Raw genomic sequence first — 13,292 nt, 5'->3', positions numbered from 1 at the left:
GACGTCATGCCTGCGGAACCGGGTGCAGCGGCACGCGGCGCGGGGCGGCCTGCGCCGCATAGCGCGCGTTGGTCGCGTCGATGTTCGCGAGCAGCGTGTCGAGCCCCTGCAGGTACTGGTGGTTGTCGTGGTCCCACGGGTGGAAGCCCGGGCGGAAGTAGTCGAGCCATTCGCGCGCGATGCTCGGGAACACGCCGTGCTTCGGGCTGTACAGGTACTTCACGAGGCGCCACATGCCGCCGAACTTGCCGTGCTCGCGACGGTGCGCACGCATCAGGCGCACATGGAAGTCGAACACGATGGTCCAGAAGAACACGGTCGTCGTCAGCATCGTGCCCGTGCGCAACAGGTAGCTGCCGAGGCCCGGCTTCATCACGGTGGCCCATACGTCGTACGACACCGCCTTGTGCTCGGTTTCCTCCATCGCGTGCCACATCCACATCTGCTGGTAGCCTTCGACCGAACCGTCGATGCGGTGCTCGTGGCCCGACAGCAACTGGTTCGCGAGGATCGCCGTGTAGTGCTCGAGCGCGATCGTGATTGCGAGCTGCATCGAATGCGGCAGCACCTTCTTGAACCAGCCGAGGATCGTCCACAGGCGCTTGTCGAGCTTGTGCGCGGGCAGGCCGGACGCCTGCAGCAGGTCGTTGTATTCGATGTGCTCGCGCGTATGCATCGCTTCTTGCCCGATGAAGCCGAGCACCTGCTTCTTCAGCTCGGGATCCTCGATCTGGTCGCGATAGTTGCGCACCGAATCCATGAAGAAGCGTTCGCCGGCCGGGAACAGCAGCGACAGCGCGTTCATGAAGTGCGTGACCGGTACGCCCTGCACGTGCCAGTCGCGCGCGCGCTCGGGGGGCAGCGCGAAACGGATGTCGCGCCGCACGGGCATCATGTTCGGGGTCGTCATGACTGTTCACCTCCCTGGTTGCCTGCATTGTTATAGGTGGCGTGCAGCGGCGCGGGCGCCGGTGTGCCGCGTGCGGCCTGGCGGCAGGCCTTCGCGGCCTCGCGGCGCGTCGCGAGCACGACGAGCGCCTGGTACGCACACGGCAGGACGCGCGCCATCCAGTCCCCGGCCTTTGCATCGCGGCCGATCAGCACCCGGCGCTTGTTCCGGCGAACGCCGGCGAGTATCGTGCGCGCGGCGTCGTCGGCGGTCGTGATGAAAAACTTCTCGAAGGTGTCCCGGCCTTGTTGCTCGCTCGCGACCATGAAGCCGACCATGTTCTTCGAGACGCGGCTGGCCTGCGCGATGTTCGTGCGGATGCCGCCCGGATGCACGCAGGTCGCCGACACGCCGCACTTCATCATGTCGAGTTCCTGGCGCAGCGATTCGGTGAAGCCGCGCACCGCGAATTTGGTCGCGTTGTAGCCGCTCATGCCCGGTTGCGCGAAGATCCCGAAAAGGCTCGACGTGTTGATCACGTGGCCGTCGCCCGATGCCTTCAGGTGCGGCAGGAACGCCTTCGTGCCGTGCACGACGCCCCAGAAGTTGATGTTCACGATCCACTCGAGATCGCTGTATTCCATGCCTTCGATCGTGCTCGACAGCGCGACGCCCGCGTTGTTGAAGATCAGGTTGACCTTGCCGTGTTCCTTCGCGGTGTCGTCGGCCCACGCGAACATTGCTTCGCGGTCGCCGACGTCCAGCACGCGCGTCGACACGCGCACGTTCGGCGCGATCGCGCGGACGATCCGTTCGGTTTCGGCGAGGCCGACGCCGTTCTTGTCGGCGAGCGATACGTGGCAGCCGGCCTGCGCGAGCTGGATCGCGAGCGAGCGGCCCATGCCCGAGCCTGCACCCGTGATCGCGGCGACCTTGTTGGCGAAATCTCTCATGTCGGTTGCTCCTTGTCTGGCTCAGGCCGCTTCGGCGGACGGGGAAGTCGAAGCGGAAGCGGCGGGCGCGGCGGCGGGCCGCGCGGCCGTGTCGTGCTGCGGCGCGCGGTACGCGTGGTAGTCGGCGATCGAGAAGTGCGCGGTCGCCTGGCGGAAGCGCCACGTGAAGCCCGGCCACAGCGTCGTGTTCTTGCCGGTGCGCGGATCGAGGTACCAGCTCTTGCAGCCGCCCGTCGACCAGATCGCCTTCTTGAGCTTGCCCTGCAGGTCGCTGTTGAACTGCGCCTCGACGAGCGGGCGTACCTCGATCGCATCCGCGCGCTCGCGGTGCATCGCCTGCAGCGCGCCGAGGATGTATTCGATCTGCGACTCGATCATGAACACCATCGAGTTGTGGCCGAGGCCGGTGTTCGGGCCGACGATCATGAAGAAGTTCGGATAGCCGGGCAGCGTCGTGCCGAGATACGCGTGTGCGCCGTCGCGCCATGCATCGACGATGTCGAGGCCGCCGCGGCCGACGATCGCGCCGCGCGGAAATGGATCGGCGACCTGGAAGCCGGTGCCGTAGATCAGGCAGTCGACTTCATGGCGCTTGCCGTCGGTCGTCACGACCGCGTCGGCTTCGATGTGGTCGATGCCGGTCGTGATCACGTCGACGTTCTTGCGCGACAGCGCCGGGTAGTAGTCGTTCGAGATCAGCACGCGCTTGCAGCCGAGCGTGTAGTTCGGCGTGACGGTCTTGCGCAGCTCTGGATCGGGAATCTGCTTGCGGATGTGGCGCAGCGCGAGCTTCTGCACGTTCTTCATCAGCGACGGATGGATCGCGAAGCCGAGCACGCGCGATTCGAGCATCCAGTAGATGCCGCTGCGCACGACTTTCTGCGTGAACGGCAGCGTGCGGAACAGCCATTTCTCGAAACCGGTCAGGTTGCGGTCGGGCTTCGGCATGATCCACGGCGGCGTGCGCTGGAACAGCGCGAGTTCCTTCACGCGCGGCGCGATCTGCGGCACGAACTGGATCGCGCTCGCGCCGGTGCCGATCACCGCGACGCGCTTGCCTTCGAGCGCATAGTCGTGATCCCACTGCTGCGAGTGGAACGCGCGGCCCTTGAAGTGCTCGACGCCGGGAATCGACGGCAGCGCGGCCCGCGACAGGCCGCCCATTCCCGACACCAGCACGCGCGCGGACAGCCGCTTGCCGTTCGCGAACGTGAGGCGCCAGCGTTGCGCGGCCTCGTCGTATTCGGCGCGCTGCAGTTCGTGGTTCAGGCGCAGGTGCGGGCCGACGCCGAAGCGCTGCACGCAGTCTTCCAGATAGGCGCGGATCTCCGGCTGCGGCGCGAACATGCGCGTCCAGCGCGGGTTCGGTGCGAACGAGAACGAATAGACGTGCGATTGCACGTCGCATGCACACCCGGGGTAATGATTGTCGCGCCACGTGCCGCCGACCGACGCGGCCTTCTCGAGGACGACGAAATCGGTCACACCTGTTTGACGCAGGCGGATCGCCATCCCGAGGCCGGCGAAGCCGGTGCCGATGATGGCGATGTCGATGGTTTCGTCCAGGCCGTCGTGGCCGGGCGGACCGAAAGGCAACGTGCGAGCATTCATCCGGGTGTCTCCGATTTGGCTCATTTTAGAATGTTACATTGTTTGATGTAACGATAGTGGGTGAACCCGGAAACCGCAAGAGGCTAGAAGCGGCGCTCTAAGGGCCGGAAGCCAGACGGGAAAAGGCTGAGCGGAGTTTGGAACGGGCCCGTTTCCGCATTGCGGGATACGCGGAAAGGGCCGTCGACAGGGAGAGAGAAGACGCTGGCGAAACCGCCGGTGCGTGGCGGTCTGTTTGAAACGGTATCAGGGACGGATCGATCGACCGGCCGTCTCATGGAAAACCCCGGCCACGATCGTGACCTGCGCGAGCGCGTAGAGGCCCCAGATCAGGTAATCGATGCCCGGAAAGCCGCCGAGGAAGCGGCCGACGCCGATCAGCGTATCGGAGCCGACGAAGATCAGGCTGCCGATGGCCACCAGCGGGCCGCGTGTACGGGCGGCAAGCGCGAAGCTCGCCATCGCGCACAGCACGAGCATGTAGACGGCGACCGGCGCCATTAACTCGCCGAGGTGCGGGAAGAACGCCACGTAGAACGCCGGCGCGGCGATCCACAGCCCGACGAGCGCGACGATGCGCCAGCCTTGCGGCCGCGCGCGCCAGCGCATGAAGATCGCGCAGTAGCACAGGTGCGTGAGCAGGAACGCGCCGAGGCCGAGGACGAACGACAGCGGCCAGTCGGGCAGCGCGAGCAGTACGTCGCCGAGCACGGCCGTGACGAGCGCCGCGCACAGCCACGCGCGTTCGCGCGGTGCGGCGCAGGTGCTGCCCGCCGCGAGCAGCAGGATGCCCATCGTGGCTTTCGCGGCGGCCTGGCCGGGATAGGGCGCCGCGGCGAGCGACAGTCCATACAGCAGCGCGGCGACGACGGCGAGCGGCCAGAGCCGGCGGTAGGTGGCGGGAAGCGTGGCGATCAAGGCGGGTGTCTCCGGTTTGTTGTTGTCTGCGGTGGACGGCGCGCGGTCGAGGGCGCGGCTGCCGGCCATTATCCGGAAGAAAGGGCGTGCGAAAACCGGCGAATCCTTCTAGGAAGCGACCGGGATCGCCATGCACCAAGGATTGCCCGCCGGCGCAGCAATCCGGCGATCCCGGGCTCCGATGCTTGGGCGCGGCCGCCGGATTTCTCCGCACGTTGCCCCGGTTGAACCGGGGCAACGACTTCAATTCGGCTTGCTATGATCGCCGCGGTATTGCCGTTGTCGATGTGGTTGTTGGTGTCGTTGTCGTTGTTCCGCCCGGCCGCGCGACTGGATGCGCAGCCGGTGCGTGCCCGATGAATCCCAGCCGTGCCCGGCCCGTGCGCACATGCGAAGCGGGGCGGGCGGGCCTCCCCACGAAACAGGTCCGACCATGACCGAACTTCTCCACGGCGACGGCGCGATCCGTCGCACGACGCCGTATGGCTCGTCGATCGAAAACACCTATGCGGGCGTGCTGTCGTTCATGCGCCGCAACTATTCGCGCGCGCTCGACGGCGTCGACGTCGCGATCTCCGGCGTGCCGCTCGACCTCGCGACGACCTACCGCTCCGGTGCGCGGCTCGGCCCGGCCGCGATCCGTGCGGCCAGCGTGCAGCTCGCGGAGCTTCATCCGTATCCGTGGGGTTTCAACCCGTTCGACGATCTCGCGGCCGTCGACTACGGCGATTGCTGGTTCGACGCGCACAACCCGCTGTCGATCAAGCCCGCGATCATCGAGCATGCGCGCACGATCCTCGGTTCCGGCGCGAAGATGCTGACGCTCGGCGGCGACCACTACATCACGTATCCGCTGCTGGTCGCGCATGCGGAGCGCTACGGCAAGCCGCTGTCGCTGATCCATTTCGATGCGCACTGCGATACGTGGGCCGACGACGATCCGGACAGCCTCAATCACGGGACGATGTTCTACAAGGCCGTGAAGGAAGGGCTGATCGATCCGGCGACGTCCGTGCAGGTGGGGATTCGCACGTGGAACGACGACTTTCTCGGCATTGAGCGGCTCGATGCGGCGTGGGTGCATGACCATGGCGCGCGCGCGGCGGTCGAGCGGATCGTCGATATCGTGGGCGCCCGGCCCGCGTACCTGACGTTCGATATCGATTGCCTCGATCCGGCGTTCGCGCCTGGCACCGGCACGCCGGTCGCGGGCGGGCTGTCGTCCGCACAGGCGCTCGCGATCGTGCGTGCGCTTGGCGCGGTGAACCTGGTCGGCGCGGATGTGGTCGAGGTCGCACCCGCTTACGACCACGCGGACATCACGGCAATCGCGGCCGCGCATGTCGCGTGTGATCTGCTGTGTCTGTGGCGGCAGAAGAAGGTGGCGGGGGCGCTGAAGTAAGTCGGCATGCCGGGCATGCGCGTGCCGCTGGCGCGGTGCGTGCATGGCCCGAGCGATGCCGGGTGCCGATTGCATCCGGTGAATCCGGTAGAGCGCCTTCCCGGATTTCCCCAGACCGAGCTTGCGGATCCGTTGGCGATATCGGTGGCAGGTCATCGGATGGCTGCTCACGTACGCCGACGAGGCGTCGGCGTAGTCCTGATGATGTGCGCCGACGTCATCACATCAAGCGAAAAAACTATCTATTCCTGAAGAAAGCCGCAAGCATGTCGTCTTTCGGCGCTGCAGGTTGTGTTGTTTGCTGCTTTCCCGAGCGTCCGCGCGATCGGGCGTGATCCGCCCCGGCGCCGGCGTCATCTGGCCAGGTTCCCGTATAAACCGCACGCGGCCTGATGAGATCGGATTGCTCGCGCTGCTCCAACCCATGCGCGATCCAGCCGATCGAGCGGCCAAGCGCGAACAGGCCGAACGCGGCGCCGACGGGAAGCCGCAAATGCCGGCGCAACGCTACCAGCGCGAGATCCAGCGAGGGCTTCTGGCCGACGAGCGCGCTCCCGGTATCGATCATCCTTTTCCATTGAGGATGGCGCGGCAGGATCCGCGACAACAGATACGTCGCGCGCACGTCGCCATCGGGATAGAGTGCATGCCCGAAGCCCGGCAAGCCGTCACCCCGGGTGAGGCGCGCGCCCATTTTTTGCTCGACATCCTTATTACCCAGTTCGTCCCACAGTGCTTCGCCACGCGCGGTGGTGGCGCCGTGCCGCTCGCCCGACAACCCGGCCAGGCCGCCGACCACGACGGCTCGCAAGCTCGCGTTCGTCGACGCGATGCACCGCCCCGTGAAGCTCGACGCGTTCAGTTCGTGGTCCGCGCACAGCACGAGCGCCATCCTGATCAGTTCGGCGCCCGCCGGCCCGACGCCCCATGCCCGCGCGCATTGCTCGTGGATGGGTGCCGTATCGATCCGGGTGCGCAGCAGGCATGCCGCCAGAATCCGCACGAGATCGCCGCAGCCCTGCGCCTGACGCTCGGCAGAGTGATGCCAGATCGCCGTCGGCGCGTCCTCGCTCGCGACGGTGAAGAGCGGCAGCAGCGCTTGCTCGGTGCGTTGACCGGCGTAGTGCCTGAAGAGCGTCCGCAGTACCGACGGCGTAGCGGGGACGTGACGGCCGAACGCGGTCTGCTCGTCGCATCGCCACAGCAGCGCCGCGACTTCCTCGAGACTCGCGCGGGCAGCGAGATCGAGTGCATCCACACCGCGATAGAAAAGCCGGCCGCCATCGATCAACGTGATGCTCGATTCGAGCACGGGCGACCCCCAGTTCAGCGCGGCCTTCGCCACTTCCTTCGGCTTGCGGCCGCGTGCGCGTTGATCCGCGAGCCGGTCGACGTCGGCCGCGAGGTAGCGGCTTTCACGGTGGCTGCTGCCTGGCTCCGCGCGAAGCAGGCCGCGGCTGACGTACGCATAGAGGGTTTGCCGCGAGACACCGAGCCTTGCCGCGGCTTCGGTCGAATTCAGGTAGTTCGACATCGTGCGCAGGGGGAATCGTTCGACAGGTTGATCAGGATAATCAACGTTGACAGCAAATGCGAGCGAGACGATCTTTGCCTCACTAATTCATGCGAGGCGAACATGGGTGTCGATCAAATGTCGAGGGAACGGGCCGCGGCCGATGACGATCGGGTGTCGCGTCATCTACGGGCGTTCTGGCGCGCGGCGGGTGGGTCTCAGGCTCTTCTCGAGTCGTGCAGCTTCAGCGGGTCGGGCGAACTGGTTTCGGCATTTCGTGTAACCGACATGGCCACGGCGGCGATCGGCGCGGCAGCAACGGCCGTTGCCGAATTGCTGCATGTATCGACCGGGACGTTGCCGGCGGTTCGGGTCGACCGGCGCATGGCGTCGCTGTGGTTCGGCACGTCGCTGCGTCCGCAGGGCTGGACGATGCCGCCTCAATGGGATCCGGTGGCCGGCAACTATCGGGCGCGCGATCGCTGGATCCGGTTGCACACGAACGCGCCGCATCATCGGCTGGCCGCGTTGTCGGTGCTCGACTGCGCCGCCGATGCGCAGTCGGTCGCGCAAGCGGTGAACCGCTGGGAGGCCGGTGCGCTCGAAGATGCGATCGTCGAGCGCGGCGGGTGTGCCGCGGCGATGTACTCGGCGCAGGAGTGGGCCGGGCATCCGCAGGGCAAGGCGGTCGCAGTCGAACCGTTGCTGCATGTTCATGCCGCGACCGATGCCGTCGCACATGACTGGCGGCCTTCGAAAGGCCGGCCGTTGCGCGGCATTCGCGTGCTCGACCTGACGCGCATTCTCGCGGGCCCCGTGGCGACACGGTTGCTGGCGGGCCTGGGCGCCGACGTGCTGCGCATCGATCCGTACGGCTGGGAAGAGCCGGGCACGGTACCCGAAGTCGTCCTCGGCAAGCGGTGTGCGCGGCTGAACCTGAAGGATGCAGCAGATCTCGATACGCTCAAGCAGTTGCTCCGCAGCGCGGATATCGTCGTGCACGGTTACCGGTCGGACGCGCTCGCGCGACTCGGACTCGATGCTGCGCATCGGCGCGAGCTGAATCCTGCGCTCATCGACGTGTCGCTCGACGCTTATGGCTGGAGTGGTGAATGGCGTTGCCGGCGCGGCTTCGACAGCCTCATTCAAATGAGCACGGGAATCGCCGAGGCGGGTATGCGCGTGACGGGCAGTGATGAGCCGGTGAACCTGCCCGTTCAGGCGATCGACCATGCGACGGGCTACCTGATGGCGACGGCCGCCATCCGCGGACTGACGACGCGAATGAAAGAGGGCGTCGGTACCGAGGTGCGCGCTTCGCTGGCGCGTACGGCGGCCGAGTTGCAGCTGCGGTCGGAGCCGATGAGCGAGGTGGTCGAACTGGTCGCCGACGACGAACGTGATCGTGCGGAACACGTCGAACCGACGTCGTGGGGGCCGGCATCCCGGCTCCTTCCACCGGTGCAGATCGACGATGCATCGCTCCGATGGTTTTATCCGGCGCGCGCACTGGGTGCGTACGAACCCGAATGGTTGTCTTCGAACGACGATCTATGAGGCGGTGCGATGAATCGGCAAGTATCGGTGAGTGGCGGCAGGACGGGAATCGACTCGGCCACGGCGATGCATTGCGTTCAGCGCAATGCGCAGGTGGTCATCATCGGACAGCGCGCGAACGTGCTGGAACACGCGGCCGAAGCGATCGGCGGCGTGTTTCCCGATGTGCGCCCGCCGCGCCCTGATTGCCGGACTGGGCATGCCTGATCGGACGGAGCGCGTTCGGCGGAGAGGGGGGGCGGGCTAGTGAAGCAAGTCGGCCGGCGTAGACCGCCGGCGCGTTGCGTGTTGCTCGATCGAGGGTCGGGCGTTGTGTTTAACCGCGCGTGTCGACCCAGTTGCGTGCCCAGCGGGCCGAATGCTGCAACGCCTGCTCCTCGCTCGTGAAGTAGTCGAGCGAATAGAACTGGTAGCGGCCTTCGGTGCGAGGGCTACCGGCGCGTTCAAGCAGCAGGTTGGATGAAAAACTACCGTCGGGCAAACGATGCGCCGAGGGTTGGACGGCATAGCCGTTGTATTGATGAATTTGTTGGTTGTGCATTTTAATTTTAATGATGTTCGAGTGCGCGCGTGCCGTGCGGAATGTGCACGAGTATGCCGATTCAAAGCCATTGCGAGCTGAATCTGACGCAGTCGTAAAGCGAAAAAGGGCTTGGCAGCCAGAGGGGGAATGAAGTGCAACGAGGCGTGTGGCGCTTGGCGAGCTGCTGAATGAACAGAGGCAGCTAAGAGCAATCGCGCCAACTTTGGGAGACCAGGCTCCGCGAGGATGTCGCTGCAACCCGGCGCCCGTTACGGGAGGCCGGGTTCTTCAAACTTTACAGCGGCTTGATGTTGGCCGCTTGCAGACCCTTCGGGCCTTGCTTCGTTTCGAAGCTCACTTTCTGATTTTCAGCCAGCGTCTTGAAGCCGTCGGCGCGAATTTCGGAGAAGTGTGCGAAGAGGTCGTCGCCGCCGTTGTCGGGCGTGATGAAGCCAAAGCCTTTGCTGTCGTTGAACCACTTGACGATACCGGTATCCATGAAGATTCCTTGAGAAAAAAATGTGAAGATTTGCTCTGAAAAGAGCGCATGAAGCGTCAAGGAGGGAGTGGACAACGAATACCGCTGAGGAGCGATCAATTGATGAACAGCAATCGGACTTCTTGAACTTCGACCGCAACATTAACCGCTAGGCAGCGGTGGCGTCAATCGTTAACTTGTAACTGTTTCACGACGCGGCCCGTTTTGCGGATGAAGCGATGTGGCCCTGCCTGGCTGCGCACGCTACGCGGCATGGCGCGCAGGGGCGTCCACGATAAACATGAAAGCGAGACCCGTGCTCGGGTCGAACGCCGGCGGTTCGTCCCGCGTTTCCCGACCATTCGACAAGAACCCAAAAGGCCGACGAGTCGTATGCCCGTCGGCCGTTTCGGCGCTATGCGCGCTGCGTTTCCGCTACTCCGCCGCGAGCGCACGCTGCGCGCTTTTGTCGACCCATGTGTTGTCGGCCACGTTCAGCTTCTGCGGAATCAGCTTCGCCGCATAAAACGCATCGGCGACACCTTGCTGGGCCGCGACGATCTTTTCGTCGAGCGGCACCGCGCCAAACGGGACACGCTTGATCCACGTCTCGACGAGCGATTGCGGCAGGCCGACCTTCGGTGCGATCAACGCGGCCGTGTCGGCCGGATGCGTGTTGACCCACTGGCCCGTCTCGCGCGCCTGCTTCAGGATCGCGCCGACCACGTCCGGATGCTGCTGCGCGAAGTCCCGGGTCGCTTCGTAGAAGTTGTTGGTCGCCGCGAGGCCCGTGTAGTCGGACAGCGTGCGCACCTTCAGCGCATTCTGCGCGGCTGCATAGTACGGATCCCAAACGACCCATGCATCGACGTTGCCGCTTTCGAATGCGGCGCGCGCGTCTGCCGGTGCAAGGTACACGGGGCGGATTTCGTCGTAGCGCACGCCGGCCTTCTTCAGCGCTTCGAGCAGCAGGTAGTTCGCGCTCGAGCCCTTCTGCAGCGCGATCTTCTTGCCGCGCAGGCCGGCGACCGAACGGATCGGCGAATCGGCCTTCACGACCACGGCTTCGTTGTGCGGCGCCGGCGGTTCCGCGCCGACGTAGACGAAGTGCACGCCGGCCGCCTGTGCGAACACGGGCGGCGGCGCACCCGTATAGCCGAAGTCGATGCTGTTCGCGTTCAGCGCTTCGAGCAGCTGCGGGCCGGCCGGGAATTCGAACCACTGCACGCCATAGCCGAGCGGCTTGAGCCGCGCTTCGAGCGAACCTTGCGCCTTGATGACCGACAGCAGGCCGGCCTTCTGGTAGCCGATGCGCACGACCTTGTCGGCGCCGCCTTGCGCGAGGGCCGATGCGGCGGACAGAGCGACGAGCGTGGTGACGGCGGCGGTGCGGGCGATCCAGCGGGTGAAACGAATCATCGAACGGACTCCATGCAAAACGTCTTCGGGCGAGCGGCGGTGCCGCTCGGTTGGAAGAATCGTCGCATGGGCGATCGCGCCCGCAAACGAAGCATTGCCGATATCAATATGACGGCGGCGCGCCTATGCTTCGTCGCTGCCGTTTTCCGGTGAAGGCGTGCCGGACTGCCGCGCGGCCTCGTCGCTGAGCTTCTTGTCGAGGATCGTCGCGACGCGGCCGCCGAGATAGGCGCTCGCCGCGGCTTCCAGTGCGCGGTTCGTCTCGCCTTCGACGAACACGGCCGCGAGCGGGCGCAGGCGCCAGATCGCGTCGACCAGTTCGGGCACGTCGGTGGCGGGCGGCAGCGTGCCCGCGTCGTAGCGGTCGAGCCGCTTCACGACGAGATCGACGAGCAGCCGCGCGATCGCATCGAAATGCGGCCGCGCGAGGCTGATCACGTCGAGCAACTCGCGCGGCGGAATGCCTTCCTTCGTCATCGCGGCCGCCGCTTCGAGCAGCGCGGGGCTCTTGGCGACGAACGACAGGCCGCGCCGTTCGAGCAGGCCGAGTTCGGTCACGCGTGACAGCTGCGTCGTGGCCTGCGGGCCGAACATCTGCGCGAGCGCGGCAAGCGAATAGGTCTTCGGCAGTTCGTGCGACCAGCGCCCGCCGATCGCGTTTTCGAGGCCGAGGATCGAGCGCAGGTCGTGTCCTTCGTCGATCGCCTTGATCAGGTCCTGGATGTTCGACAGCGTGTAGCCGCGCGCGAGCAGGTGGTTGATCAGCTTCAGGCGCGCGACGTGCGTGTCGTCGTAGATGCCGACGCGGCCGCGCTTTTCCGGCGGCGCGAGCAAACCGCGATCCTGGTACGCACGGACGTTGCGCACGGTCGTGTCGGACACGCGCGCGAGTTCGTCGACCGTGTACTCGTTGCGGGCGTCCGGCGTCGCTTCGTCGGGTGTGGAATGAGTCTGTTTTGACATGCGGCCATTCTAGCGCGACGTGACGGGATAGGGCGACACGGGGAGCGTGCTCGCACCGTCGCCCAGCGGGCGTTGCAGCAGCGCCGTATCGATCCAGCGGCCGTGCTTGAAACCGGCCGCCTTCAGCACGCCGGCCGGCTCGAAGCCGAACGCGCGATGCAGCGACGTCGAGCCGCCGGTGCCGCCGTCGGCGATCACCGCGATCATCTGCCGCCACGGGCCGGCCTCGCAACGTTCGATCAGCGCGGCGAGCAGCGCGCGGCCGATCCCGCGCCCGCGCTGTGCATCGTCGATGTAGATCGAATCCTCGATCGTGAAGCGGTACGCACTGCGCGTGCGGTACGGCGTCGCGTACGCGTAGCCGGCCACGCGGCCGTCGCATTCGGCGACGAGGTATGGCAGCCCGTGGCGCAGCACCGCGTCGCGGCGCGCGCGCAGTTCGGCGACGTCGGGCGGCGTTTCCTCGAACGACGCGACGCTGTGGTGAACGTGATGCGCATAGATCGCGTGGATCGCATCGAGGTCGGCGTCGGTCGCGTCTCGAACGACGCAGGCGGGGGCGGTTGGCATGGCGGCGGGTCCGGCGAATTCGGAATGCAAACCGCTACTATGCCGGGCGCCCGTGCGCATGGCAAAGCCGTGTGCGAAGGCGGTCGCCTACAGCCGTCCGTCCGCCGCGTGAACGGCCTCGGCGATCGCATCGGCAACGCGCTGCACGCGCGGCGACCGGCGCACGTCCGGGTGGACCACGAGCCAGATCTCGCGCTCGATGTCGCAACGCGGTGCGGCCGTCAGTTCGACGAGCGGCGCGCCGGCATGCGCGGCCGGATCGTCGACGAGAAACCGCGGCAGCAGCGCGACGCCGGCGCCGGCCGCGCACGCGCGATGCTGCGCGGCCAGGTCGTTGGTGACGAACGCGAAACGGCGCCCGGCCGCGAAGCGGGCGAGCCACTGGTGCTGCGGCGTTTGCGCGAGCGCGTCGTCGTAGCCGACGAACGGCCAGGTGTCGGGCGGTGCGTCCGCCCATTCCGGCGACGCGCACAGTGCGAAGCGCATCGTGCCGAGC

Annotated in this window: 13 protein-coding genes; 2 read left to right on the top strand and 11 right to left on the bottom strand. The window is 66.2% G+C overall.

Translation table 11 applies throughout. The features are described 5' to 3' along the window. Window positions 1–4 precede the first annotated feature (4 nt). The 4 genes from F3J15_RS04395 to F3J15_RS04380 all read right to left on the bottom strand — a co-directional run bounded on the left by F3J15_RS04395 (window position 5) and on the right by F3J15_RS04380 (window position 4,371). Window positions 5–910, bottom strand: a complete 906-nt coding sequence (locus F3J15_RS04395; RefSeq protein ID WP_166888151.1) for a metal-dependent hydrolase — start codon at window positions 908–910, stop codon at window positions 5–7. Then, complete coding sequence (locus F3J15_RS04390; protein WP_089447928.1) at window positions 907–1,842, bottom strand: SDR family NAD(P)-dependent oxidoreductase; 936 nt, start codon at window positions 1,840–1,842, stop codon at window positions 907–909. Before F3J15_RS04390 ends, F3J15_RS04395 begins: the two co-directional genes overlap by 4 nt. A gap of 21 nt (window positions 1,843–1,863) precedes the next feature. Next, window positions 1,864–3,453: an NAD(P)/FAD-dependent oxidoreductase gene (locus F3J15_RS04385; protein ID WP_166888148.1), complete on the bottom strand. Its 1,590-nt coding sequence runs from the start codon at window positions 3,451–3,453 to the stop codon at window positions 1,864–1,866. Window positions 3,454–3,699: 246 nt separating this feature from the next. Then, on the bottom strand, window positions 3,700–4,371 hold the full coding sequence (locus F3J15_RS04380) for a lysoplasmalogenase (protein WP_166888145.1): 672 nt from the start codon (window positions 4,369–4,371) through the stop codon (window positions 3,700–3,702). A 433-nt stretch (window positions 4,372–4,804) separates the two neighbouring features. Here F3J15_RS04380 and speB point away from each other — a divergent pair, with 433 nt between their 5' ends. Further along, the gene (gene speB, locus F3J15_RS04375) at window positions 4,805–5,773 is read left to right on the top strand and encodes an agmatinase (RefSeq protein ID WP_122476213.1); all 969 of its coding nucleotides are present in this window, start codon (window positions 4,805–4,807) and stop codon (window positions 5,771–5,773) included. 238 nt (window positions 5,774–6,011) lie between these two features. On the opposite strand, the gene F3J15_RS04370 is transcribed toward speB, so the two are convergent. Then, a complete protein-coding gene (locus F3J15_RS04370) occupies window positions 6,012–7,307 on the bottom strand; it encodes a citrate synthase family protein (protein ID WP_166888142.1) in 1,296 nt (431 codons plus the stop codon). Window positions 7,308–7,409: 102 nt separating this feature from the next. On the opposite strand from F3J15_RS04370, the gene F3J15_RS04365 reads away from it, so the two are divergent. After that, window positions 7,410–8,843 (top strand): CoA transferase, encoded by a 1,434-nt coding sequence (locus tag F3J15_RS04365; protein ID WP_166888518.1) that lies wholly within the window; start codon window positions 7,410–7,412, stop codon window positions 8,841–8,843. Window positions 8,844–9,159: 316 nt separating this feature from the next. On the opposite strand, the gene F3J15_RS04360 is transcribed toward F3J15_RS04365, so the two are convergent. The 6 genes from F3J15_RS04360 to F3J15_RS04335 all read right to left on the bottom strand — a co-directional run. Further along, entirely contained in the window at window positions 9,160–9,384 is a 225-nt protein-coding gene (locus tag F3J15_RS04360; RefSeq protein WP_069251863.1) for a hypothetical protein, read from the bottom strand. 277 nt (window positions 9,385–9,661) lie between these two features. Next, window positions 9,662–9,865, bottom strand: a complete 204-nt coding sequence (locus F3J15_RS04355) for a cold-shock protein (protein ID WP_006485974.1) — start codon at window positions 9,863–9,865, stop codon at window positions 9,662–9,664. 414 nt (window positions 9,866–10,279) lie between these two features. Continuing rightward, on the bottom strand, window positions 10,280–11,263 hold the full coding sequence (locus F3J15_RS04350) for a sulfonate ABC transporter substrate-binding protein (RefSeq protein WP_166888139.1): 984 nt from the start codon (window positions 11,261–11,263) through the stop codon (window positions 10,280–10,282). A gap of 123 nt (window positions 11,264–11,386) precedes the next feature. Further along, window positions 11,387–12,226, bottom strand: coding sequence for a MerR family transcriptional regulator (locus F3J15_RS04345; protein WP_166888136.1), 840 nt, complete (start codon window positions 12,224–12,226; stop codon window positions 11,387–11,389). Window positions 12,227–12,235: 9 nt separating this feature from the next. Beyond that, window positions 12,236–12,796, bottom strand: coding sequence for a GNAT family N-acetyltransferase (locus F3J15_RS04340; protein ID WP_166888133.1), 561 nt, complete (start codon window positions 12,794–12,796; stop codon window positions 12,236–12,238). An 87-nt stretch (window positions 12,797–12,883) separates the two neighbouring features. Further along, window positions 12,884–13,292 (bottom strand): LysR substrate-binding domain-containing protein (locus F3J15_RS04335; RefSeq protein ID WP_240161504.1); only part of this gene is annotated, 409 nt, incomplete at its 5' end.

Source organism: Burkholderia sp. Ap-955 (assembly GCF_011753045.1).
GTDB lineage: Bacteria > Pseudomonadota > Gammaproteobacteria > Burkholderiales > Burkholderiaceae > Burkholderia > Burkholderia lata_D.
This window is presented reverse-complemented; position numbering and strand designations above follow the sequence as displayed.